The organism is Lentzea sp. NPDC102401 (genome assembly GCF_044765805.1).
In the GTDB taxonomy this organism is placed as follows: Bacteria; Actinomycetota; Actinomycetes; order Mycobacteriales; family Pseudonocardiaceae; genus Lentzea; species Lentzea sokolovensis.
On record NZ_JBIWKS010000031.1, the window covers coordinates 1 to 23,616 of the forward strand.

General features: G+C 69.6%; 19 protein-coding genes and 1 riboswitch. Of the genes, 10 read left to right on the forward strand and 9 right to left on the reverse strand.

Annotation, left to right across the window (positions count from 1 at the left end; all coding sequences use genetic code 11):
• Nucleotides 1-135 precede the first annotated feature (135 nt).
• Complete coding sequence (locus ACIRG5_RS48140) at nt 136-957, reverse strand: MerR family transcriptional regulator (RefSeq protein ID WP_319978963.1); 822 nt, start codon at nt 955-957, stop codon at nt 136-138.
• Nucleotides 958-1,059: 102 nt separating this feature from the next.
• Here ACIRG5_RS48140 and ACIRG5_RS48145 point away from each other — a divergent pair, with 102 nt between their 5' ends.
• The 3 genes from ACIRG5_RS48145 (at nt 1,060) to ACIRG5_RS48155 (ending at nt 2,982) form a co-directional block, all read left to right on the forward strand.
• Entirely contained in the window at nt 1,060-1,983 is a 924-nt protein-coding gene (locus ACIRG5_RS48145; protein WP_402918407.1) for an anti-sigma factor RsbA family regulatory protein, read from the forward strand.
• Nucleotides 1,984-2,199: 216 nt separating this feature from the next.
• Complete coding sequence (locus ACIRG5_RS48150) at nt 2,200-2,553, forward strand: DUF742 domain-containing protein (protein WP_319978961.1); 354 nt, start codon at nt 2,200-2,202, stop codon at nt 2,551-2,553.
• Nucleotides 2,554-2,649: 96 nt separating this feature from the next.
• Entirely contained in the window at nt 2,650-2,982 is a 333-nt protein-coding gene (locus tag ACIRG5_RS48155; protein ID WP_402918446.1) for a lipopolysaccharide assembly LapA domain-containing protein, read from the forward strand.
• Here ACIRG5_RS48155 and ACIRG5_RS48160 read toward each other — a convergent pair.
• Nucleotides 2,936-5,560, reverse strand: coding sequence for a LuxR C-terminal-related transcriptional regulator (locus ACIRG5_RS48160; protein WP_402918409.1), 2,625 nt, complete (start codon nt 5,558-5,560; stop codon nt 2,936-2,938). The genes ACIRG5_RS48155 and ACIRG5_RS48160 overlap by 47 nt on opposite strands.
• A gap of 281 nt (nt 5,561-5,841) precedes the next feature.
• Here ACIRG5_RS48160 and ACIRG5_RS48165 point away from each other — a divergent pair, with 281 nt between their 5' ends.
• Nucleotides 5,842-8,385 carry an AAA family ATPase gene (locus ACIRG5_RS48165; protein WP_402918412.1) on the forward strand — a complete coding sequence of 848 codons (2,544 nt, stop codon included), beginning with the start codon at nt 5,842-5,844 and terminating at the stop codon, nt 8,383-8,385.
• A gap of 56 nt (nt 8,386-8,441) precedes the next feature.
• Nucleotides 8,442-8,957, forward strand: a complete 516-nt coding sequence (locus tag ACIRG5_RS48170) for an EF-hand domain-containing protein (protein ID WP_402918415.1) — start codon at nt 8,442-8,444, stop codon at nt 8,955-8,957.
• Here the strand turns inward: ACIRG5_RS48170 and folE are convergent.
• Entirely contained in the window at nt 8,945-9,493 is a 549-nt protein-coding gene (gene folE, locus ACIRG5_RS48175; protein ID WP_402918418.1) for a GTP cyclohydrolase I FolE, read from the reverse strand. The two genes, ACIRG5_RS48170 and folE, sit on opposite strands and share 13 nt — an antisense overlap.
• Nucleotides 9,494-9,548: 55 nt before the next feature.
• Between folE and ACIRG5_RS48180 the strand changes: the two genes are divergently transcribed.
• Nucleotides 9,549-10,226: a helix-turn-helix transcriptional regulator gene (locus ACIRG5_RS48180; protein ID WP_402918421.1), complete on the forward strand. Its 678-nt coding sequence runs from the start codon at nt 9,549-9,551 to the stop codon at nt 10,224-10,226.
• On the opposite strand, the gene cobN is transcribed toward ACIRG5_RS48180, so the two are convergent.
• Nucleotides 10,187-13,750, reverse strand: a complete 3,564-nt coding sequence (gene cobN, locus ACIRG5_RS48185) for a cobaltochelatase subunit CobN (RefSeq protein ID WP_402918423.1) — start codon at nt 13,748-13,750, stop codon at nt 10,187-10,189. The two genes, ACIRG5_RS48180 and cobN, sit on opposite strands and share 40 nt — an antisense overlap.
• Before the next feature lie 34 nt (nt 13,751-13,784).
• A riboswitch (cobalamin riboswitch) is annotated at nt 13,785-13,920 on the reverse strand.
• An 8-nt stretch (nt 13,921-13,928) separates the two neighbouring features.
• Here cobN and ACIRG5_RS48190 point away from each other — a divergent pair.
• The 3 genes from ACIRG5_RS48190 to ACIRG5_RS48200 are packed head-to-tail and all read left to right on the forward strand — an operon-like array spanning nt 13,929 to nt 17,136.
• Nucleotides 13,929-15,056 (forward strand): hypothetical protein, encoded by a 1,128-nt coding sequence (locus ACIRG5_RS48190; RefSeq protein ID WP_402918426.1) that lies wholly within the window; start codon nt 13,929-13,931, stop codon nt 15,054-15,056.
• Nucleotides 15,053-15,673, forward strand: a complete 621-nt coding sequence (locus ACIRG5_RS48195; protein ID WP_402918429.1) for a precorrin-8X methylmutase — start codon at nt 15,053-15,055, stop codon at nt 15,671-15,673. The genes ACIRG5_RS48190 and ACIRG5_RS48195 overlap by 4 nt, the downstream gene beginning before the upstream one ends.
• Nucleotides 15,670-17,136 carry a precorrin-2 C(20)-methyltransferase gene (locus ACIRG5_RS48200; protein ID WP_402918432.1) on the forward strand — a complete coding sequence of 489 codons (1,467 nt, stop codon included), beginning with the start codon at nt 15,670-15,672 and terminating at the stop codon, nt 17,134-17,136. Before ACIRG5_RS48195 ends, ACIRG5_RS48200 begins: the two co-directional genes overlap by 4 nt.
• Here the strand turns inward: ACIRG5_RS48200 and ACIRG5_RS48205 are convergent.
• From ACIRG5_RS48205 to ACIRG5_RS48225, 5 genes are all read right to left on the reverse strand, one after another.
• Nucleotides 17,108-17,809 carry a cobalt-precorrin-6A reductase gene (locus ACIRG5_RS48205; RefSeq protein ID WP_402918434.1) on the reverse strand — a complete coding sequence of 234 codons (702 nt, stop codon included), beginning with the start codon at nt 17,807-17,809 and terminating at the stop codon, nt 17,108-17,110. The two genes, ACIRG5_RS48200 and ACIRG5_RS48205, sit on opposite strands and share 29 nt — an antisense overlap.
• Nucleotides 17,806-18,546, reverse strand: coding sequence for a precorrin-4 C(11)-methyltransferase (cobM, locus tag ACIRG5_RS48210; protein ID WP_402918437.1), 741 nt, complete (start codon nt 18,544-18,546; stop codon nt 17,806-17,808). Before cobM ends, ACIRG5_RS48205 begins: the two co-directional genes overlap by 4 nt.
• Entirely contained in the window at nt 18,543-19,697 is a 1,155-nt protein-coding gene (gene cbiE, locus ACIRG5_RS48215; protein ID WP_402918440.1) for a precorrin-6y C5,15-methyltransferase (decarboxylating) subunit CbiE, read from the reverse strand. Before cbiE ends, cobM begins: the two co-directional genes overlap by 4 nt.
• Nucleotides 19,678-20,058, reverse strand: coding sequence for a TIGR03618 family F420-dependent PPOX class oxidoreductase (locus ACIRG5_RS48220; RefSeq protein ID WP_330273837.1), 381 nt, complete (start codon nt 20,056-20,058; stop codon nt 19,678-19,680). The genes cbiE and ACIRG5_RS48220 overlap by 20 nt, the downstream gene beginning before the upstream one ends.
• A gap of 74 nt (nt 20,059-20,132) precedes the next feature.
• Nucleotides 20,133-22,568 (reverse strand): chitobiase/beta-hexosaminidase C-terminal domain-containing protein, encoded by a 2,436-nt coding sequence (locus ACIRG5_RS48225; protein ID WP_402918449.1) that lies wholly within the window; start codon nt 22,566-22,568, stop codon nt 20,133-20,135.
• Between the two features lie 263 nt (nt 22,569-22,831).
• Here ACIRG5_RS48225 and ACIRG5_RS48230 point away from each other — a divergent pair, with 263 nt between their 5' ends.
• Complete coding sequence (locus ACIRG5_RS48230) at nt 22,832-23,551, forward strand: helix-turn-helix domain-containing protein (RefSeq protein WP_402918443.1); 720 nt, start codon at nt 22,832-22,834, stop codon at nt 23,549-23,551.
• Nucleotides 23,552-23,616 lie beyond the last annotated feature (65 nt).

Genomic DNA, 23,616 nt, shown 5'->3' on the forward strand with positions numbered 1-23,616 from the left:
CACCCGCGACCCCACCGAGGCAGTCCGGATCGCACCGCACCACCGCACCGCCTCAGCCAACAACCAGCGCAAACCACTCTAAGTCACCGGTATTGCCGCTAGGCCTTGTCCTCCGGCCGGGCCGCGATCGCCCTCCTACGGCTTGCTGATCTCCAGCTGGAGCTCGGTCACCCAGTCGGCCGGGTCGCCCTCGCCGTAGTTCAGGTACACCTCGCGGGCGAACCCGTTCTGCTTGTACCCGTGCGCCTCGATCCACGCCGCCACGGCCTGGTAGGTCACGTCGACGTCGTCCATGGTGCCGCGGTGCACGACGGTCGCCGCCTCGGCCAGCGCGGGCAGGTCGACGACCTCGAACTCGTAGGCCGGCGACGACTCGACGGCCACGGTCACCCCTGCGTGCACGACGACCTGGTCGCCCTCGGCGGGCTCGTAGGTGGCGATCCCGTACCCGGACGGCGCGACCCCCGCGCGGCCCAGTCGTTCGAAGAGCTGCGGGTACAGCGGCTGGATGACCGGGCCGATGTCCTCGGGCCCGTAGGAGGCGGCGGTCGCGGTCAGCCGGGCGACCCGGACGGCGGGAACGGGCTTCACAACGATCTCGTCGGTCGGCATGGCGCCTTCTCTTTCGATGGCACGGAGACGTGCCTCGACCCGCCGCAGCCGCGACTCGTCCGCGAGGATCTGCTGCCGCAGCTCGGCGCGCCGCAACGAAAGCATGCCGTGCAACTGCTCGACGGAAAGCTTTTCGTCGAGCACCACACGCACCTGGTCGAGCGTCAGACCGAGGTCCTTCAACGCGAGCAGGCGGTTGAGTCGTTGCAGCTGGGCGGCGGTGTAGAAGCGGTAGCCGGTGGCCGGGTCGACGCGGGCCGGCAGGAGCAGCCCGACCGCGTCGTAGTGGCGCAGCATCCGCACCGACACCCGCCCCAGATGGGCGAAGTCTCCGATGGTGAACATGACTGCTCCTGTGTAGGGGCTGACACGGTGTGAGGGTCAAGAAATGATGGGTTTGAGCAACGCACCGGGTGGACATCCTGGGACGTTGACGAGAGGTGGCACATGACGTTCGCACATCCGGCGCTCTTCTACTCAGATGAGGACTCCTACATCGACGGGACCGTGCCGTTCGTCATGGAAGGTCTCGCGAGCGCCGAACCGGTCGCCGTGGCGGTGCCCAGCACGAACCTGGAGCTGCTCAAAGAGGCGCTGAGCGGGTTCGCCCACCTCGTGACGTTCATCGACATGGCGGACACCGGCCGCAACCCCGGCCGGATCATCCCCGAGCTCCGCGCGTTCGCCGACCGGCATCGCGGGGCCGTCCGCATCGTCAGCGAGCAGGTGTGGGACCTGCACACCGACGTCGAGTACCCGGCGTGCGCGCTGCACGAGGCGCTGGTCAACTACGCGTTCAGCGGCCGTGACGTGAGCATCCTGTGCCCCTACAGCATCACCACCCTCACCCACGAGGTCCTGGCCGACGCCGAGAAGACCCACCCGGTCGTGATCGACGCGAGCGGCCACCGTCCCAGCGACCACTTCCACCCCGCGCGGGTGGTCGTCGCGGCCCACTCGATGCCGTTGCCCATCCCGTCCGACGCGGCGAGCACGTCCGTCGGCGCCGGGACGATGGCGGCGGTGCGCGCGTTCGCCCGTGAGCAGGCCGTCAAGCTCGGTCTGTCCCACGGTCGCGTCGACGACTTCGCGCTCGCGGTCACCGAGCTCGCGACGAACAGCGTGCGGCACGGCGGGGGCGAGAGCACGGTCCGCGTCTGGGCCGAACCGAAAAGTATTGTTTGCCAAGTCAACGACAACGGGCACATCACCGATGTTCTGGCCGGCCGAACGCCTGTTCACGCAAACGAACCAGGCGGTCGCGGTCTGTTGCTCGTCAACCGTTTGGCGGACCTCGTGCGCACCCAAACGACGTCGTCGGGCACTGCAATCCAAGTCAGATTCGATCTGGGTGACAAAAAGGCAACGTGATCCACATACATTTGGGCGACTTCGTTATAGCTTGAGCACGTGCACGACGAGGAAGCGACGGCAATCGGTTACACGGGGGCGCGTTTCGGGTCGCCCGCGACCCGTAGACGGCTACGCGCCGACGGAAGTGAAGACTTCACTGGCGCGGAGACGCAACAACTGCCCCGTCAGCAACCGTTGCGCCAACGCCCACCGGAACCGCCACCGGAGTGGCCTGTGCAAGAGCAAGAACCGACCCACGCCCCTGCTAGGGACAGCTCGCTCATCCGTCCCTACGCCCGCACCGGCGGCCGCACGACGGCCCGCCACGACCTGCGTCTGGAGACGCTGCTCTCCACCGACGAGGACCGGCTCTACCGCGCCACCAACGACCAGGCCGCGATGATGCGCCTGTGTCTGCAGCCGCGGTCGGTCGCCGAGATCTCGGCGCTCATGAAGATCCCGCTCGGCGTCACGCGGGTGCTGCTGAGCGACCTGATCACGCTCAACCTGGTCGCGGTGCACGAGCCGGCCGCCCAGCCGAACGTCGCGTTGCTCGAACGCGTGCTGTCCGGGTTGCGCAAGTTGTAACCGTTCGCCAACGCGCGGGACGACGCTCGGGCGCCGATAATGTGGATCGTGGCGAACCCGAGCGACGAGTCCCCGAAAACGCCGGTCACCGAACCGATCCCGGCCGCACCGGCACCGGTCGCACCGAAGAGGACGACACGGCCCACGCGGATCAGCGGTACCTGGGTCGCCGTGCTGGTGGCGATCGTCGTGCTGATCTTCCTGCTGATCTTCATCCTGCAGAACGGCGGCAACGCCACGATCCACTTCCTGTGGGGCGAGTTCAGCCTTCCCCTCGGGGTGGCGCTGCTGTTCGGCGCGATCGGCGGTGCGTTGCTCGTCGCCGTGGTCGGCGCGGCCCGCATCCTGCAACTCCGCCGTCAGGCCAAGCGGACCGCCACGCCTATTGGTCGTCCCGCGACCTCATCACCAGCTCGACGCGAGAGCTGATCTCCAGCTTGCGGAAGATCTTGCGCAGGTGGAAGTTCACCGTGTGCGGTGACATGAACAGCTGCGTGGAGATCTGCCGGTTCGTCTGACCCTTGGCCACCAGGTTGGCGATCGCCCGTTCGGTGTCGTCCAGACTGGGCCATCCGGACGCGGGTCGCGCCGGAGCGGCCCTGCGGCGCCTGCCGAGCTTGCGCAACCGACCCAGGACCCGTGCGCCGTCCCGCGACGCGCCGATCTCCCGGTACAGGCCGAGCGCGGTCTCCAGCGCCCTCACCGACTCCGCCCGGTCCGGCGTGCCCGTGAGCAGCACGCCGAGGTCCTCGGCAGCGTTCGCCCGCGCCCACAGGTCGCGGTGCTGCTGCGCGGCCAGCTCCAGCAGTTTCGCGTCGGCGTCGAACAGACCGCGCGCGTGCACCGCGGCCGCGACGACGGCGCCGAACGCGGGGTGTTCCTCGGCGAGCCGTTCCGCGCGGTCCACGACGGCCTTCGCCAGCCGCTCGTCCCCCGCCTCCAGCGCCCGGCGGACGAACCACCCGGCGGCGCGGGGTTCCTCCGCGAAGAGCCCCGACGACACCAGGCCCGGGTACTCGTCGGTGAGCAACGCCAGCGCCTTCTCGAGCCCGGAGCCGACGTGGGTGACGAGCACGTCGGCCCACTGGTAGTAGGCGCGGGAGAAGAGGATCTCGTCGGCGGGGACGTGCTCGCGGTAGCGCTCGACGTGCTCGATCGCCGCGGGCAGGTCGCCGGTGTGGACCGCGACCATCGCCAGCACCGCCAGCGCGGGCGCCACCACCGTCTCGTGCCCGGTCTCCTCCGCCACCGTCAGCGCGGCGCGCGCCTCGGCGGAGGCCTCCTCGATCCGCCCCGCCTGCAACAGGATCCGCGCCCGCACGACCGCGGTCATGACCTCCCTGGTCACCACCGCGGACGGCCCGCTGCGCACGCGCCGCACCACGTCGTCCGCGTCGGCGAACTCCCGCAGCCCCGCGAGCAGCGTCGCGAACAGCAACTGCGGGTAGGCGCTGAGGTCGTGGGAGGTGCTCGACCGCGCGGCCTCGCGGGCGAGTTCGAGGGCCGCGCCGGGCCGCCCGGTGTCGCGCGCGATCGCCGCGAGCACGGCCAAAGCCGTTGCCAGCACGTCGTCCGGCCCGCCCTGACGGGTGCGCACGACCTCCTCGGCGAGTTCCTCGGCGCGGCGCCGGTCGTGGCCGAGCAAGGCCATCAGCCGGGTGATCTCCACCCACGGCGCGAGTTCCGGGGCCAGGTCGGGTTCGCGCAGCAACGCCTCGGAGATCTCCAGCGACTCGGCGTGCCGGGCGCCCAGCAACGACGTCGTGGCCACGCAGTGCCGGAGTTTGGCGGCGGGTTCCGGGGACACGTGACGGGACAGGGCTTCCCGCGCGAGCGCCTGCGCGGCGGTGAGCCTGCCGGCCGCGGTGAGTGCGCGCACCGCCATGACCGTGCGGTGGACCAGCGAAGCAGACGCTTGGTCGGTCAGTTCGAGCGCGCGCACCGCGAGTTCGGCGGCGGCCTCGGGGGCGTTCCACAGCACGGCTTTCGCGGCCTCGACGAGGCCGTCGATCGACCGGGCGTCGCCGCGCTGGGCGCCGTGCAGCAGGTGCCGCGCGGCCAGCACGGCGGAATCCCCGCGTGCCAGCAGCATCTCGCCGGCCTCGCGGTGCAGCGCGCGCCGCACGGGCAGGGGCACGGAGTCGGCGACCTGCCGCCACAGCAGCTCGTGACGGAACGCCAGCCGGTCGTCCAGCGACGTCACGACGCCCGCGCCGATGACCTCGTCCAGTGCGGGCAACAGGATCGCGGTGCTCGACGCCAGCATCTCCGCCACGTCACCGGGTTCGAAGCGCGGCCCGAGCACCGAGGCGACCTGCAGGAGGTGCCTCGCCTTGCCGCTCAACGCACTCACGCGGTCGCGCAGCAACGCCTCGGTGGCACGCGGCGAGCGGTCGGTCCTGATCGAGGCGTGCCCGGCGGTGACCACCACCTGGTCGTCCCGCTGGAGAGCGGCGAAGAGGCCGACCAGCGCGGCGGGATTGCCCTGGGCGAGCGAAGCAAGCGCTTTCAGGTCCTGGTCGGGGATGCCGCCGGTCAGGTCGGTCACGAGATCCTCGACCACGTTGTCCGCCAACGGCCTCAGCTCGATCCGGGTCGCTCCGCGTCCTGCGGCGGCGGCGAACAGGCGGTCCGCACCCTCGCCGCGGCGGCGAGCGAGCAGCCACACCACCTTCTCGTGCGTGGACGCGGGTAACAGTGCGCGCAGGGCTGCCAGGGTTTCCGGCTCGGCCAGGTGGAGATCGTCCAGCACGACGAGTGCGGGACCGTCCGGGCGGCGGTCGGCCAGGCGGGCCAGCAGGAACGGCTGATCGAACTCGTCCTGGGTGGTGGCCACCTCGAACCCGCGGCCCGTGGCGACGGCGGCGATCTCGGCCAGCAACCGCGTCTTCCCGGTGCCCGCCTCCCCCTCGATCAACACCACACCGGTGCCCGCGTTCAGCACGCCGCTCAGGAGCTCCCGTTCTCCCTCACGGCCGCGAAACACCCCGTCCTGATTCCCCGACACCCATTTTTCCTTTCGCTCCGCGGCGGCGGAGAACACTCGTTGCAATACCACAACGACCTGCACCACGACCAGCCCCGAAGCGCCTCTCCTAGGCCGTTGGGATGAGCGGGTGAGGCCGCCGCCACGCTGCCGCTACCCATTCGAGTAGTTGCCCGCGGGATCATACGTGCAGCCCTCCTGTTGAGACGCCCTTGACGCGGGAACCTTTACCTGGGCAAGTGGAGCGCTTTCTCCTAACATCAATTCCGCTGATACTTTCAGCGGCGGATTGTGGAGAGATCTTGGAAAACCGGCTGAAAGTGTGGTGCGCCGGAATCAGCGATCAGGTGGTGCCGGGCACGACCACGGTGGTGGAAGGCGCACCCGGCACGGGCAAGACGGCGGCACTGGACGACCTCGCCGCGCGCTGGCGGGGGCAGGTCGTGCGGGCGCGGGGCAGTGCGCTGGAAGGCGACCTGCCGTTCGGAGTCGTGGCACAGCTCTTCGACCTGATCGACCCCGATCTCGTGCCCGCGGAGGCGATGAGTGCGTTGCAGCTCACAGCCGTGACCGCCGATTTTCCCGCCCTGCAGGGCATCTATCGGCTGGCCGCCGGGCTGGCCGCGCGCGGTGACCTGCTCGTCGTCGTGGACGACGCGCACTGGGCCGATGCCGCTTCCCTGCGCTGGCTCGCCTATCTGGCGTTGAGGGTGCAACGGTTGCCCATCGCTCTCGTGCTGGCCGTGGGTGTGGGCGAGCGGTGTGACGATCCTTCTCATGGCGAGATCATGGCGGCGTGCCAACGGGTCACGCTGGACAACCTGACCCCGGCCGAGATCGGTGTGCTGGTCACGTCGGCGCTGGGTGAGGCCGCGCCTGAGTTCGTGACGGCCTGTGTGGAGGCGACCGGCGGCAACCCGCTGACGGTGACGCGGCTGCTCAAGGCGTTGGCGGAGGACCGGGTGCCGCCGACCGCCGAAGCGGCGTGGAGGGTCGCCCAGCGCGGCGCGGAGGTGGCCGGCGAGATCATGGCCGCCCGGCTGCGCCGCCGTCCGGCTGCCGTGGTGGCCACGGCGCATTGCCTTGCGGCCCTGGGCTCTTCGCCGCATCCCGGCGTGCTGGCCGAGCTGACCCGGCTCAGTCCCGTCGAACTGGCCGAGGCGATGCGGACGGTCGAACTGCTCGGCGTGGCCGGGCCCGCGGTCCTCGACGACATGCCGGCCGGTGCGCGGGCCGCGTTGCATCTTCGGGCCGCACGGTCGTTGCGCACGCACGGCGCATCGGACCGGGCCGTCGCCGATCATCTGCTGGAGACCTCGCCCGGTCTGGAACCGTGGGCGGGCGAGGTGCTCGACCGCGCCGCGCAGGAGGCGGTGAACCACGGCGACACGGCCGGTGCCGCGCGGTTGCTGTGGCGGGCGTTGCGCGAACCGGTGGCGAACCCGTCACGGGCGTTGCGGCTGCTGGGAATCGCCGAGCTGGTCGGCGACCTGCCCGGCGCGACGGCCCGGCTGCGCGAGGCGTTCCAGTCCGATGTGGACGACGTGGAGTCCGCGGTGGCCCTGTCCTACGCGCTGCACGCCGAGGGCAACCCCGCCGAGATCCCCGTGGTTCTGGGTGGTTCCCCACCGGCCCAGGCACATCTGGTCGTGCACGGACTGGTGTGGCAGGAGGCCGTGCCGTCGTCGGTGCCGCTCGACACGCCCGCCGGCGTGCTGCACCACGTGATGGTCGGGGACATCAGTGCCGTGGAAGCGGTTCCGCTCGTGTCGGCCGCGGGCGTGCTGTCGTCGCTGGCGTCCGCGATGACGCTGAACCTGGCCGACTCGCTGGACGAGGCGCTGGCCGTGCTGGACGAGGTCGACCGCGCGCAGGCTCCGGCGTTGCGGGCGCTGACGAACGTGATGCGCGCGAACGTCCAGCGCCGCAAGGGAGATCTCGTCTCGGCCCGCGCCGACCTGGAGGTCGCGGCCGACCATCTGCGCCAGGACCGGCGCTGGCACGCGGTGTCGACGTGGCACGCCGCGTTGCTCGCCGACATCCTGCTCGAGGAGGGCCGCCTGGACGAGGCCGCCGCGGTCATCGCCGAGGCCTCGACGGACGAGGCGCGGCGCGTCTGGTCGTACGGCGGCGTGCTGACCGTGCGCGGGCGGATGCTGACCGCACGAGGCGACGATCACGAGGCCCTGGAAGCGTTTCTGGCCGCCGGACGGCACTGCGCGGCGTGGCCGTACCGCAATCCGGCGGCGCTGTCGTGGCGTTCCGGCGCGGCGCTGGCGAGCGCGGCGATGGGCGACGGCGAACGGGCCCGCGAACTGGCCATGGAAGAGGTCGCGCTGGCCCGCGACTGGGGTGCGCCCAGGGCGTTGGGCATGGCGTTGCGCGCGGCCGGCCGGGTGACGGCGGGCGCGGCCGGGCGGACGTTGCTGGAAGAGGCCGTGCGGGTGCTGCGCGGCTCCCCCGCCCGCCTGGAGCTGGCGCGCGCGTTGGTCGATCTCGGCGTCGTGGTGCGCCGTCAGGGCGACACGGCTTTCGCACGCACCTGTCTGCGTGACGCGATGGACCTGGCGCAGAAGTGCGGATCCTCGGCGATGGCCGCGCGGGCCTACTCCGAACTGGTGGCGACGAGCGCCGGACCTCGACGGATGCGGCAGACCGGTCCGACCGCGCTCACCCCGACGGAGCACCAGGTCGCGGAACTGGCCGCACGCGGTCGTTCGGACGACGAGATCGCGTCCACGCTGCTCATGCCCGTCGGCGGCGTCGAGGGCGTGCTCTCGGGGATCTACCGCAAGCTCGGAGTGTCCGGCCGTTTGCGGCTGGCGGATGCTCTGTTCGTGGACTAGTTCGGACCCGTTCGGCCGATAGAACCCGTTGCGGCATTCGGCCTATGGTCCTGCGCATGGCGAGCGAATTTCAGCGCAGCAAGGTGCACCTGGTGTTCGGCGCGATGGACGTCACCGGCGACGGCTATCTGACCGAGGAGGACTTCCGGCTCCTCGCCGCGCGCTGGGCGGAACTGCGCGGCAGCGACGAGAAGCTGCTGTCCCAGGTGATGCTCGGCTGGTGGACGACCCTGCAGTCGGCCGCGGGCGGCGCGGAACGCGTGACGCTGGACGACGTCCTGAACGTCGTGGACGTGCTGCCCACCAACATCGAGCCGGTGCTCGGCACCGCGGACGTGATGTTCGGTGCCGTCGACGCGGACGGCGACGACTACGTCTCCGAGGACGAGTACCGGATGATGATCGAGGCCTGGCTCGGCCACGAGGGCACGACCGACTTCTCCGTGCTGGACCTCGACGGCGACGGCAGGCTGTCGCGGGCCGAGTTCGCCACGCTGTGGGCGGAGTTCTGGGCCGGCGACAACGCGGACGCCGCCGGCTCCTACGTGTTCGGACCTGTTCAGGCGGCCTGAACGAGGGAGAAGAACTCCTGGCGTGTCGCGGGGTTCTCCCGCAGCGCGCCCTTCAACGCCGAGGTGACCGTGCGGGATCCGTTGACCCGCACACCCCTGAGCGACATGCACATGTGCTCGGCCTCGATCACGACGCCGACTCCCAAGGGCCGCAGGTGTTCCTGCAGCCAGTCGGCGACCTGCTTGGTGAGCCGTTCCTGCACCTGCAGGTCGCGGGCGAACATCTCCACGACCCGCGCGAGCTTCGACAGGCCCAGGATCCGTTCTCCCGGCAGGTATCCGACGTGCGCGACGCCGTGGAACGGCAGCATGTGGTGCTCGCACAACGACTGCACGGGAATGCTGCGCGCCAGCACGAGTTCGTCGTAGCCCTCGTCGTTCGGGAACGTCGTCATGGTGAAGGCGCGCGGGGTCAGCATCTCCTCGTAGGCCTCGGCCACACGGCGCGGGGTGTCGGCCAGGTGCGCCGAGTACGGGTCCTTGCCCAGTGCCTTGAGCAGGTCCGTGACCGCTCGCTGCGCCGCCTCGACGTCCATGTTCGCCACGGTAGATCCGTTCGCCGAATTTAGTCAACAAGAGTAGGTTTTAGAGATGGCCGACCCCGTCGCCGCCGTCGCGGCCCTCGACGAGCCGAACCGCCGCCGGCTCTACGACTTCGTCGTGCACCAAATCGCGCCCATCAGCAAGGACGAGGCCGCGCAGGCCGCTGGGCTCCCCCGCACGACGGCCGCGTTCCACCTCGACAAGCTGGTCGAGATGGGCTTGCTCACAGTGGTGCACCAGCGGCGCACCGGTCGCACCGGACCTGGCGCGGGGCGACCGGCGAAGCTGTACCAGCGCTCCGAGGAGCAGATCGAGGTGTCGCTGCCCGACCGCCGTTACGAGGCCGCGAGCCATCTGGTCACGGACGCGTTGATGGAGGCGGAGAGCACCGGCGAGCCTCCGCGCGAGATCCTCAACCGGCGTGCCCACGAGTGGGGCGCGGACCTGGCCTCCACGGCCTCGGGCGATCTGACCGGGGCGTTGGGAGACTTCGGTTTCGAGCCCCGGACCGAGGGCGGCTCGATCCTGCTGGGCAACTGCCCGTTCCACAGCCTGGCGCAGCGGCACGCGCAACTGGTGTGCGGCATGACCCTGTGCCTGATCAACGGCCTGCTGGACGGGATCAAGGCGAACGGCTTGTCCGCCCGCCTCGATCCGTCACCTGGTCAGTGCTGTGTCCGCGTCGTTCAGGCGCCGTCCTCCAGGTCGCCCTCGGTCTCGAGGTAGGCCGCCCGCAGCGCGTCCAAAGTGGACTCCTCCGGGTGCTCCCACATCTTGCGCTCGGCCGCCTCCAGCAGACGCTCGGCGATGCCGTGCAACGCCCAGGGGTTGCTGGTCTGCAGGAACTTCCGGGTCTCCGGGTCGAGCACGTACGACTCGGTCAGCTTCTCGTACATCCAGTCCGCGACGACGCCGGTCGTGGCGTCGTAGCCGAACAGGTACTCGACCGTCGCCTGCAGTTCGAACGCACCCTTGTAGCCGTGGTTGCGCATCGCCCCGATCCAGCGCGGGTTCACCACGCGGGCGCGGAAGATCCGTGAGGTCTCCTCCGTCAACGTGCGCGTGCGGACCGCCTCGGGGCGCGTGCTGTCGCCGACGTACGCGGCGGGTGCCTTGCCCGTCAACGCCTTCACCATCGTGACCATGCCGCCGTGGTACTGGAAGTAGTCGTCCGAGTCGGCGATGTCGTGCTCGCGGGTGTCGATGTTCTTGGCCGCCACCGCGATCCGCCGGTACGCCGACTCCATGTCCGCGCGCGCCGCCACGCCGTCCACGCCACGCCCGTACGCGTAGCCACCCCACACCGCGTAGACCTCGGCGATGTCGGACGAGTCGCGCCAGTTGCGGCTGTCGATCAACGGCAGCACGCCCGCGCCGTACGCACCCGGCTTGGAACCGAAGACGCGCAACGTGGCCCTGCGCTGGTCGCCGTGCTCCTCCAGGTCCTTGAGCATGTGCGCCCGCACGAAGTTGTGCTCCGCGGGCTCGTCCAGCGCGGCCACCAGTTGCACGGCATCGTCCAACATGGACACGACGTGCGGGAAGGCGTCCCGGAAGAAGCCGGAGATGCGGATCGTGACGTCGATGCGCGGCCTGTCCAGTTCGTCGAGGGAGACGACCTCGAGGCCGGTGACGCGGCGCGACTGGTCGTCCCACACCGGCCGCACGCCCAGCAGCGAGAACACCTCGGCGATGTCGTCACCGGCGGTGCGCATCGCGGACGTGCCCCAGACCGACAGCCCGACCGAGGGCGGCCACTCGCCGTCGTTCTCCTCGCGGTAGCGGGCGAGCAGCGAGTCGGCCATCGCCTGGCCGGTCTCCCACGCGAGCCGCGACGGGATCGCCTTCGGGTCGACCGAGTAGAAGTTGCGGCCGGTCGGCAGCACGTTCACCAGGCCGCGCAACGGAGAACCCGACGGGCCGGCCGGGATGTAGCCGCCGTCCAGCGCGTGCAGGACGTTCGTCATCTCGTCGGTGGTGCGCGCCAGCCTGGGCACGACCTCGACCGCCGCGAACTCCAGGATCTTCTGGACGTCCTCGGACTCGTGCAGAGTCTTGGCCGTGTCCCGATTCCAGCCCGCGTCCTCCATCGCCTGGACGAGTCCGCGCGCCTCTTCCTCAATCGCGTCAACGTCTTCGCGAGCGGTGGTCGTGAGTCCGAGCGCCTCGCGCAGGCCGGGCAGCGCGGCGACCTGACCGCCCCACATCTGCCGCGCCTGCAACATCGCGAGCACGAGGTTGACGCGGACACTGCCGGTCGGCGCCTCGCCGAGGATGTGCAGGCCATCGCGGATCTGGACGTCCTTGACCTCGCACAGCCAGCCGTCGACGTGCAGGATGAACTCGTCGAACTCGGCGTCGTGCGGCCGGTCGTCCAGGCCCAGGTCGTGGTCGAGCTTCGCGGCCTTGATCAGCGTCCAGATCTGCGCGCGGATCGCCGGCACCTTGGCCGGGTCCATCGCGGAGATGTTGCCGTACTCGTCGAGCAACTGCTCCAGCCGCGCGATGTCGCCGTAGCTGTCGGCGCGGGCCATCGGCGGCACGAGGTGGTCGACCAGCGTGGCGTGCGCGCGCCGCTTGGCCTGCGTGCCCTCACCGGGGTCGTTGACGAGGAACGGGTAGACCAGCGGCAGGTCGCCGAGCGCCGCGTCCGTGCCGCAGGACGCCGACATGCCGACGGTCTTGCCCGGCAACCACTCCAGGTTGCCGTGCTTGCCGACGTGCACCACGGCGTCCGCGCCGAAGTTCGACTCGATCCACCGGTACGCCGCGAGGTAGTGGTGCGACGGCGGCAGGTCCGGGTCGTGGTAGATCGCGATCGGGTTCTCGCCGAACCCGCGCGGCGGCTGCACGATCACGACGACGTTGTTGGACCGCAACGCGGCCAGCACGATCTCGCCGTCCTTGGACTTGCTGTGGTCGACGAAGAGCGTGCCCGGCGCCTCGCCCCAGTGCTCCTGCATCGACTCGCGGAAGTCCTCGGGCAGCGTCTCGTAGAACTCCCGGTAGTCCGCCGCGGCGATGCGCACGGGGTTGCTCTCGAACTGCTCCTGCGTCAACCAGTCCGCGTCCTGGCCACCGGCCGCGATCAACGCGTGGATCAGCGCGTCGCCGTCCAGCTCCTGCACGCCCGGCAGCGCGTCGCCGATGTCGTAACCGTGCTCCTGCATGGCCTTCAGCAACCGCACGGTCGACGCCGGCGTGTCCAGGCCGACCGCGTTGCCGATGCGGGAGTGCTTGGTCGGGTACGCCGACAACATGACCGCGATCCTGCGCTCCGCGACCGGGATGTGCCGCAGCCTGCCGTGCCGGACCGCGATGCCCGCGACGCGCAGCGCCCGTTCCGGGTCGGCCACGTAGACGGTGAGGCCGTCGGAGTCGATCTCCTTGAAGGAGAACGGAACCGTGATGATCCGGCCGTCGAACTCGGGGATCGCGACCTGGGTCGCGGTGTCCAAAGGAGACAGTCCGTCGTCGTTGGCGTCCCACGACTCGCGGCTCGACGTGAGGCACAACCCCTGCAGGATCGGCACGTCGAGCGCGGCCAGCGCGCCGACGTCCCACGCGTCGTCGTCGCCGCCGGCGGACGCCTTCGCGGGGTTCGTGCCGCCCGCCGCGAGCACCGTCACGACGAGCGCGTCGGCTTGGCGCAGCGTGTCGAGCAGTTCGGGTTCGGCGGTGCGCAGCGAGGAGCAGAAGACCGGCAGGGGCTTCCCGCCCTTGGCCTCGATCGCGTCGCACAGGGCGTGGACGAAGGCGGTGTTCCCGGCCACGTGATGCGCGCGGTAGTAGAGCACCGCGACCGTCGGACCCTCTGGCGTTCCCTCGCGTTCCAGCACACCCCACGTGGGGGTGGCGGCGGGGGCCTCGAAGCCGTGGCCGGTCAGCAGCACGGTGTCCGACAGGAACTTGTGCAGCTCGGTGAGGTTCGCCGGACCGCCGTGCGCGAGGTAGAGGTGCGCCTCGGCACACACGCCACCGGGCACCGTCGACAGTTCCATCAGCGCCGCGTCGGGCTGCATCTCACCGCCGAGCACCACCACCGGCAGGCCGCACGCCAGCAGCCAGTCGAGGCCTTCCTCCCACATCCGGCGCCCGCCGAGGATGCGCACGAGGACGAGGTCCACGCCGTCGACGAGCGCGGGCAGGTCGTCGGTCGTGAGTCGCGCGGGGTTGCCGAGCCGGTACTCGGCACCGCTCGCACGCGCCGACAGCAGGTCGGTGTCGGAGGTCGACAGCAGCAGGATCACGCAGGCTCCATCCCTCGTGGGGTCCTCGCCCCAAAATGCGGGTGACTGGCGAAGCGGAGTTCCTGACTCCCAGCGGTGTTCGCTGGTCACAGTGGCGGGACCGCGCCGGATTCACACCGGCTTCCTCCTGCGCTTCGTCGTTCGGGCTCACCCTAACCGGCGGGTTACAGTCCGACCTATGCGTAGTCACCCGGACGCCTGCCCCGGCGCCGTCGAGCTGCACGCCGCGGCCGACGGCGGGCTGGCGCGCATCCGGGTGCCGGGCGGCACTCTTTCCGCTGCTCAGTGGGACGTCGTGCGCCTCGCCGCGCTGGAGCTGGGCTCCGGCTCGATTGAACTGACCTCGCGGGCGAACCTCCAGATCAGGGGGCTGGCGGACGGCGTGGAACTGGGCGCGCGGCTGGCCGAGGCCGGACTGCTGCCCTCCGCGTCGCACGAGCGGATCCGCAACATCATCGCCGCCCCGCTGGAGGACAACCAGGCGCTGGTCGACGCGATCGACGCGGCCCTGTGCGCGGACCCGGCGCTGGCCGCGCTGCCGGGCAGGTTCCTGGTGACGGTGGGAGCCGCGGTGAGCGGGCTGGGTGGCGACTTCGGCCTGGTCAGCGGCGATGTGGACCAGGCAGGCGGCGAGGCGTCCGGCTCGACCCCCTCCCCGTGGGTCCTCCTCCTCGCCGGCCGCGACACGGGCGTCCGCGTCACCGACCCCGTGGACGCCGTGCTCACCGCCGCCCGCCTGTTCCAGCAGCTCCGCGGGCAGGCCTGGCGCCTGTCCGAAGTGGACGACGGTGTGCGAAAGATCACCGCTCACTTCGGTGCCTCCGACGCCCCGCGGATCACCCCGGCTGTGACTCCTGTCGCACCTTCACCTTTGACACCAGGCGTCCCGCTTGGCCGCCTCGGCGCCCACCAACTCCCCGGCGTCGCCCTCCGCCTGACGCCGTGGCGCAGCCTGGTCGTCCCCGCCGGCACCGACACCTCCGGCCTCATCACCGACCCGGCCTCCCCCTGGCACGGCGTCAGCGCCTGCACCGGCCGCCCCGGCTGCGCGAAGTCGCTGTCCGACGTACGCGCCGATGTCCACGCTTGGGTCAACGGCCGCACACGAGCAGATGCGCACACACGGACCGATGCGTCCGACCACACACACGTGCCGGGCCGGGTACCCCCAATTTCAATTCTAGGGAGCAGGTCCGACACTCCCGGCGCCGTGCACTGGTCGGGCTGTGCCCGCCGCTGCGGCCGTCCCGCAGGCGTTGTGACCGAGTTCGTCGCGACCGGCGACGGCTACGAGGAGATCCGTTGACGCAGTACATCAAGGACGGGGCGGAGATCTACCGCCAGTCCTTCGCCACCATTCGCGCGGAGTCGGACCTCACCAGGTTTCCCGCCGACGTCGCGAAAGTCGTCGTTCGCATGATCCACGCGTGCGGCATGACCGACCTGCCGGCCGACGTCGCCTTCTCCCCGAACGTCGTGCGCGACGCCCGGGAGGCGTTGCGCAACGGTGCGCCGATCCTGTGCGACGCCAACATGGTCGCGTCCGGCGTGACCCGCCGCCGCCTGCCCGAGGACAACGAAGTCCTTTGCTACCTGCAGGATTCGCGGACTCCAGAGCTGGCGCAGACCATCGGCAACACGCGCAGTGCCGCCGCCCTGGAACTGCTCGCGGACCGGTTCGACGGCGCGGTGGTCGCGATCGGCAACGCCCCCACGGCGTTGTTCCACCTCCTCGACCTGATCGCCGCCGGAGCCCCGAGGCCCGCCGCGGTCCTGGGCATCCCGGTCGGGTTCATCGGCGCGGCGGAGTCCAAGGAAGCTTTGGCCGCAACGGATCTGGAGCACCTAGTGGTGCGCGGCCGGCGCGGCGGCAGTGCCATGACGGCGGCGGCCATCAACGCGATCGCGAGCGAGGAAGAATGACGGGCAAGCTCTACGGCGTCGGCCTGGGTCCTGGCGACCCGGAACTCGTGACGGTCAAGGCCGCGCGACTCATCAACGAAGCCGACGTGGTGGCGTTCCACAGCGCCCGGCACGGCAGGTCGGTCGCCAAGACCATCGCGGCGCCGTACTTCCGCAGCCAGGACGATCCGAACCCGCAGATCATGGAACAGCTCGTCTACCCGGTCACCACCGAGGACACGGACGACTACCAGGGCGAGATCGACGCCTTCTACGAGGAGGCCGCCGCCAAGCTGGCCGCGCACCTCGACGCCGGGCGCGTCGTCGTCGTCCTGGCCGCTGGAGACCCGTTCTTCTACGGCTCCTACATGCACATGCACAAACGCCTGGCCGACCGCTACGAGTGGGAGGTGGTCCCCGGCGTCACGTCCGTGAGCGGCGCTTCAGCAGTACTCGGCACACCGCTCGTGGAACGCGACGAGGTGCTCACGATCCTGCCGGGCACGTTGCCGCCCGCCGAGCTCGCGTCGAGGCTCGCCGACACCGACTGCGCCGCGATCCTCAAGCTGGGCCGCACTTTCGGCAACGTCCGCGAGGCCCTCGAAACGGCCGGCCGGCTCGACGGCGCGTGGTACGTCGAACGCGCCACCACCGGCCGACAGAAGATGTCGCCGCTGGCCGACGTCGATCCCGAGACGGTCCCGTACTTCTCGATCGCGCTGCTGCCGAGCCAGTCCAAGCCCGCCAGGCCGAAGGGCGAGGTCGTGGTCGTCGGCCTCGGCCCCGGCACCCGCGCGTGGCTCACCCCGGAGGCCCGCCAGGAGCTGGAGGCCGCCGACGAACTGGTCGGCTACAGCACCTACCTCAATCGCGTCCCGGAACGCCCTGGCCAGAAGCGCCATTCTTCGCACAACCAGGTCGAGTCCGAACGCGCGGCCTTCGCGCTGGACCTGGCGCGCAAGGGCGCGCGGGTCGCGGTCGTGTCGTCGGGCGATCCCGGCGTCTTCGCGATGGCCACCGCGGTGCTGGAAGTCGCCGCGGAGACCCAGGACGTGCCGGTGCGCGTCATCCCCGGCGTGACGGCCGCGAACGCCGTGGCGGCCAAGGCCGGCGCGCCGCTCGGGCACGACTACGCGGTGATCTCCTTGAGCGACAGGCTCAAGCCGTGGGACGTCATCGCCGAACGCCTCGACGCCACCGCCAAGGCCGACCTGGTCATCGCGATCTACAACCCGGCGTCCAAGGCCCGCACGCACCAGGTTGCGGACATGCGCGACCTGCTGCTCCGCCACCGCGCCCCGGAGACGCCGATCGTCGTCGGCCGCGACGTCGGCGGCCCGGAGGAGGAGATCCGCGTCCTCACGCTCGGCGCGCTCGACCCTGCCACGATCGACATGCGCTGCCTGCTGATCATCGGCTCGTCGCAGACGATCGTGACGCCTCAGGGAGTCGTCTTCACACCCCGACGGTACCCAACCAGCTGACAGCGGCATCGACGTCGGCCACCGTTTCCGCAGGTGGGAGCGGTGGTCGACGCACGATCACCACCGGCACACCGCGACGGCGCGCGGCTTCGAGCTTGGCCGACGTCATCGAGCCGCCGCTGTCCTTGGTCACCAGGACGTCGATCTCCCTGGACCGCATCAGCTCCAGCTCACCGTCCACAGTGAACGGACCGCGCGACAGCAGCACCTCGATCCGTTGCGGCAGCGGTGGTTCCGGCGGCTCGACCATCCGTGCCAGGAACCACTGCGGGCACGCCGTGAACTCGGCGAGGTCCTGCCGGCCGGTCGTCAGGAACACCCGCTCCCCAGGCAGATTCCGCGCGGCGTCGGCGACGCTGTCGACCCAGTGCCACCCGGGCTGCGGCGTGAACCCAGGCCGACGCAGGATCAGGAACGGAACGCCGACTCGTCCGCAAGCCTCGAAAGCGTTCGAGGTGATCTGCCGAGCGAAAGGGTGCGTGGCATCGACCACGGCGCTGACATCGTTGTCCCGCAACCACTGCGCGAGCCCGTCGACACCGCCGAACCCGCCGATCCGGACCTCACCGGCGGGCAATCGAGGCGAACTGACCCGCCCCGCCAGCGAAGAAACGGCCGGTACGCGGGACGCGAGCTCGCGTGCCTCCCCCGTTCCGCCGAGGATCAGGATCATCGAACGCGCGTGGCCGAGTACAGGTGACTGTCCGGGAACTGCGTCGCCCCGAGCACGTTCCCCACGATGATCACCGCGGTCCGCTTGATCCCGGCGGCCTCGACCTGCGCCGCAATGTCGTCCAGCGTCCCGCGCAGCACGACCTCGTCCTCACGCGACGCGTAGGCGACCACCGCGACAGGGCAGTCCAGGCCGTAGTTCGGCACGAGCTCTGCGACCACGTCCGAGATCCGTTGCACGGCCAGGTGCAGCACCAGGGTCGCGTGACTGCGGCCCAGCGTGTCCAGGTCCTCACCCTCGGGCATCGGCGTGGCGCGCTGCGAGGTCCGCGTCAGGATGACGGTCTGCCCGACCCCCGGCACCGTCAGCTCACGCTGCAACGACGCCGCCGCAGCCGCGAAAGCCGGCACCCCGGGCGTCACGTCGTAAGCGATCTCCAGCGCGTCCAACCGGCGCATCTGCTCGGCCATCGCGCTGAACACCGAGGGATCCCCGGAGTGCAGGCGGGCCACGTCCAGCCCCTGCTCCGAGGCCGCGACCAGCTCGGCGACGATCTCGTCCAGCGTCAGCGACGCGCTGTCGATCTTGCGCGCCCCGTCAGGGCAGAAGTCCAGCAACTCCACGGGCACCAACGCGCCCGCGTACAGGCAGACCGGCGACGACTCGATCAGCGAGCGCCCCCGCACCGTGATCAGGTCGGCCGCACCGGGACCGGCCCCGATGAAGTGCACAGTCACTTGGTAACGCTCCACGTCGTCACGGGCATGTGCGGCCGCCAGCCGGTGAACTTGCCGACGGCGGAGCCGCGGTTCACCGCGATCCGCACCAGGTCGCCGCCGAGCCGCGCGTACCACTGCGCCACCACGGCCTCGGACTCCAGCGTCACGGCGTTCACCACCAAACGGCCACCGGAAGCCAAAGCGTCCCAGCAGGCCTGCATCACGCCGGGCACGGTCACGCCGCCGCCGACGAAGATCGCGTCGGGCTTCTCCAGCCCCTCCAACGCGTCCGGCGCCCGTCCGATGTGGACCTCCACCCCCGGCACGCCCAGAGACGCAGCGTTACCGGCGATTCGCTCTGCGCGTTCGGCCGACTGCTCGATGGCGATCACCCGGCACGTCGGATGCGTGCGCGCCCACTCGATCGCGATGGAACCCGCCCCTGATCCGACGTCCCACAGCAGCTGCCCCGGCAGCGGCGCCAATCTCGACAACGAAATAGCCCGCACCTCTCGCTTCGTCAGCTGACCATCGGATTCGTAAACGTCGTCAGGCAGTCCGGGAACCCGCGAGAGAGCGCTCCCGCGGTACTCGACCGCGATCACGCACAACGGGTCCGAGTCCTGCCCGGACCAAGGGTAAACCCGCTCGGCGGACCCACCTAGCTGTTCGAGCACAACGATCTGCCCGTCCGCGCCGACGACTTCGGCGACAGCGGCAGGGTCGCCACCGAGCACGAGCACACGCCGTCCCGGAGTCAACACGGGCCGTAGCAAATCGATCGAACGCGCCACCAGGGACACGACCTCGACCTCGTTCAACGCCCACCCGAGCCGCGCACAGGCCAGCGACACCGACGACGGGTGCGGGATCACCGTCACGCGCTCGCCGAGCAGCCGGACCAGGGTCGTGCCGATGCCGTGGAACATGGGGTCACCGGACGCCAGCACGCACACGTCCCGGTACTTCTCGAACAACTCGGGCAACGCCGGTACCAGCGGCGACGGCCACGCGACCCGCTCGAACTCCCCCGGCACCAGGTCGAGCTGCCGCCGCGACCCCATCAACACCCGCGACCGGGAAACCGCCCGCTGAGCGGCGGGCGACAGCCCGTCCCACCCGTCGGCGCCGATGCCGACGACAACGACGTCAGACGGTGCCGGTGACACGCTTCACCTGGATCTCGATCACCACGCGCTGCGGATTCACCCGCGGCTGCTTGTAGCGCAGCGCATACCGCCGCACGGCCTCGTCGACGGATTCCACGTCGTCGCGCACGACCGCGGGACCCTCCAAGGTGGACCAGCGCCGACCGTCCACCTGGCACACAGCGGCGTACCCGGCCTTGCGAACGTGCTTGACCTTCCACGACGCACCGCTGGTGATCACCCGCGCGACACCGGCCTCGGCGTCGAGCGTGACCCCCACCGGGACGACGTGCACAGTCCCGTCGGGACGGACGGTGGACAACGTGCACAGGTGCCGTTCAGCCCAGAACTCGGCGAACTCGGCGCCCCGCTCGATCGACATGGCCGCATCATATGTGGCGGCAGCGATACGGCCCGTCACCAGGAGGCGGTGACGGGCCGTATTTCAGGGCAGCACTACGGGTAGTTGACGACGTTCACCGGCACGGTGCCCGGCGGCGTCACCGCCCCCACGTCGTTGATCACGTGGGTGATCGTTCCCTGGTAGTTGAGCGACACGGTCAGCAGGTTGTGCATCCGGACGCCGGATCGGTTGGGCACCTCGAACGCGTGCTCCGCTCTCACCGACGGGTTGACGTTGAAGAAGCAGTAGCTGCCGAGCCCCCACGCCTCGTGCGTGGTGACGCTGTCCGCGACCTTGTAGGCCGCGTAGCCCGTCACCCCGTTGGGCGCGTTCCAGGCCGCCTGGTTCGGCACGTCGTACGGCATCTCGTTCTGGTAGAAGATGGTCCGTCCGCCGTTGCCGTTCCAGATGACCTGGTACTTCTGGTAGTGCTCGACGAACAGGCCGGTGGCCAGCACGTCGTTGCCGTTCACGACCAGGCCGGTGTCACCGATGGCCTCGTTCCAGCCCCAGGTGCCGGCGTTGCCGTGGTCGGCGCGCCAGATCCAGCTGTGGTCGATGATCGTGTTGTTGCTGTTGACGACGAGGCTGTTCGTCGCCTTGCCCGCGACCGCCCCGCCGACGCGGAAGAACACGTCCTGCAGCGTGGTCGGGTTCGACGCGTGCGAGGCCGAGGAGCCAGCGGGCCCGACGGTCAGCAGCGAGTTCGACAGCGTGGTGCCGGCGTCGAACAGGATGCCCTTGATCCGCACGCCGTCGACGTCCGCGACCTGCATCGCGGTGACGCCGTTCTGCGGCACGATCGTCGCGTAGCCGATGCCCAGCACGACGGTGTTGGGCCGCGTGATGTTGATCGTCTGGTTGACGTTGTAGATGCCGGGCGTGAAGAACAGGTTGCAGCCCTGACCCAGTGCCGCGTTGATCGTCGCGGCGGTGTCGCCGGACTTCACGACGTAGAACTGGCTCATCGGCAACGACGTGCCCGGCGTACCGCCGTTGATCCACGACGCGCCGGAAGCGTTGGTGCGCAGGGAAGGCAGGAACACGCGGTACTGGCTGCCGTCGAGGTAGAGGTAGGGCACGTCGCGCGAGATCGGCGTCGTCGCGAGGTTCGTCGACGGCGGGTTCGGGAACGTGGTCGCGGGTGCGCCCGGCGTACCGGAGAACACCATGTTCCACACACCGCCGGCCCAGCTGCCGTAGTTCGTGTCCCGCGTGTACCACTGCTGCTGCGAGACCGACGCCGTCTGACCGGACACGCGCGTGTCCGCCGTGTAGCCACCGGACGCGAACCCGTAGCTCGCCGGGTAAAGCGCCAGGTTGCCGCGGACGTCCATGCGACGGAACGGCGCGGCCTGCGCGACCGCCCACCGGTTGGTGCCGCTGGCCGGGTTGACGGCCATGTTCTCGGCGGAGCGCCAGAAGTTCTGCAGCGCCACGCCCTTGTCGGACTCGTTGAACGCGTCCACGGTGATGTCACCGTTGATCAGCACGTCACCGGGGTTGCGGCCGAGACCCGAGACGGACGTGTAGTAGCCGACGTCGTCGTGGATGCCGCTGTAGGTGCCGGGCTTGAACAGGTGCGCGACCCGGCGGGGCGCCATCTGCGCGGTCAGCGTGTCCTTCTGGTTGTTGAAGTCCGTGTCGAGCTGCGCCTGGATGCTCGTCGCCGACATGCTCGGGTCGAAGATGCGCGTGTTCGGCCCGAAGTTCGGGTTGTCGGACTGCGTGCAACCCTGCTGCGTGCCGATCGTGTAGGTCGCGCTGGCCACGGCCGAGTTCGCGAGCCCCGACTTGATGCCGATCGCGTTGATCGTCCTGTTGCTGGGCACGGAGATCGGCCCGCTGTACAGGGTCGACGACGAGGTCGGCGTCGAACCGTCCACTGTGTACCGGATCGTGGAGCCGGAGGTCGCGGTGGAGATCGTCACGGTCTGCGCGGACGCATAGGCGCCGCCCGGCGGACTGAACGTCGGCGTCGCGACCGGCGTGCCGATCACGTACGAGGCGCTGCCGACCGACGAGTTCGCCTGACCCGACTTGATACCAATCGCGTTGATGGTCCTGTTGCTGGGCACCGAGATCGGCCCGCTGTACAGGGTCGACGACGAGGTCGGCGTCGAGCCGTCGATCGTGTAGCGGATCGTCGCGCCGGACGTGGCGGTCGAGATCGTCACCGTCTGCGCGGTCGAGTACGTACCGCCAGGCGGGCTGAACGTCGGCGTCGCGACCGGTTGCGACGCGCCGTTGTGGGTGTAGCTGAAGTGCGGAGTGTCGTACTGGGGCCCGGACTTCTCGTAGGTGAACCAGTAGTCGATCACCGTGCCGGACGACAGCGACCCGACGGTCTTCTGCCAGGTCCCGGCGTTGTTGGTCATCCGGAAGTTCTGCTGCGATTGGCCGGAGATCAGGTAGTGCACGTCGACGTAGACAGCAGGGGTCGTCGGCGTGAAGTTGATCCGGGCTTGAGTCGCGTCGATCGCGGTCACGTTCTGCGTGTAGTCGTCGGCCGCGTACGCGGCCTCGACCGTCGCCAATGACGACAGGGCAATCGCTACGGCGGCCAGTCCGCGCCGCCATCTCACCTTTGAGAGCGCTCTCACACCTGGAACGGTAAAGCCGATATGACGAGGAGGGAAGACGTAAGTTACGAGAAAGTCCCCAGTCTCCACCGGAACGCGAACAGCGACCGGGACTGTTTTCACCCGAACGAGTACCTGATTGTATTGGATACAACCCATAGCGTCGGTGTATGACTCCATCCACCGCGTACAGCAGGGACCTGGGCGACGAGCTCCGTCGGCTACGGGAGACCTGCACTGGTTTGAGTGGCAACAAGCTCGCCGACAAACTGGGCTGGGACCCGAGCAAGATCTCAACTGTAGAACACGGCAAGGCGCGCGCGAGCGAGATCGACATCATCCAGTACTTGTCCATGTGCGGCAAGGACATCGACTTCGTCAACGACTTCAAGCGCCGCTACCAGTACGCGTTCGACGAGTATCGCGTGCAGGTATCGGACAACCTCCGCACGATGGTAATGGCGGAATCGACGGCTACGACGATGACGAGCTACGACGTGCTGGCGATGCCGGGCCTCATGCAGTCACCCGAGTACGCCGACGGCATCTACCGGATGACCGGAGTGGTCGCCGAAGAGCGGATCCCGAACCTCGTCCAGTACCGAGGCGAGCGTCAGGCAATCCTGCGCCGACACGATCGGCCGACTTGCGTGTTTTACATCCATGAGCATGCGCTCGATCTGAAGGTCGGCAACGGCGAGATCATGGAAGATCAGTACGCCCGGCTGTTGTTCAACCCGCACATCATCCGGATCGTGCCGAAGGACGCTCCCATCGTCGCCTCCAGCTTCGTGCTCTGGGAGTTCGACAAGGCGCGGCCGCTCGTCTTCAGCGAGACCAATCTCGCGAACGTGTTCGTGGGGTCTGCTGCACGGATTGGTGACATCTGAGTTGGCTTGCCGTGATGGTGAGCTGGGAGGATGTCGCTGTGCCCAAGCCTTACCCTCAGGAGTTC

Bases quoted from the DNA above. Each gene is read 5' to 3' on its own strand.
- ACIRG5_RS48140 (WP_319978963.1), bottom strand. From the start codon at position 957: ATGTTCACCATCGGAGACTTCGCCCATCTGGGGCGGGTGTCGGTGCGG.
- ACIRG5_RS48200 (WP_402918432.1), top strand. From the start codon at position 15,670: ATGACGGGCAAGCTCTACGGCGTCGGCCTGGGTCCTGGCGACCCGGAA.
- ACIRG5_RS48205 (WP_402918434.1), bottom strand. From the start codon at position 17,809: ATGATCCTGATCCTCGGCGGAACGGGGGAGGCACGCGAGCTCGCGTCC.
- folE (WP_402918418.1), bottom strand. From the start codon at position 9,493: ATGGACGTCGAGGCGGCGCAGCGAGCGGTCACGGACCTGCTCAAGGCA.
- ACIRG5_RS48230 (WP_402918443.1), top strand. From the start codon at position 22,832: ATGACTCCATCCACCGCGTACAGCAGGGACCTGGGCGACGAGCTCCGT.
- ACIRG5_RS48145 (WP_402918407.1), top strand. From the start codon at position 1,060: ATGACGTTCGCACATCCGGCGCTCTTCTACTCAGATGAGGACTCCTAC.
- ACIRG5_RS48220 (WP_330273837.1), bottom strand. From the start codon at position 20,058: ATGTCGATCGAGCGGGGCGCCGAGTTCGCCGAGTTCTGGGCTGAACGG.
- ACIRG5_RS48170 (WP_402918415.1), top strand. From the start codon at position 8,442: ATGGCGAGCGAATTTCAGCGCAGCAAGGTGCACCTGGTGTTCGGCGCG.
- ACIRG5_RS48180 (WP_402918421.1), top strand. From the start codon at position 9,549: ATGGCCGACCCCGTCGCCGCCGTCGCGGCCCTCGACGAGCCGAACCGC.
- ACIRG5_RS48190 (WP_402918426.1), top strand. From the start codon at position 13,929: ATGCGTAGTCACCCGGACGCCTGCCCCGGCGCCGTCGAGCTGCACGCC.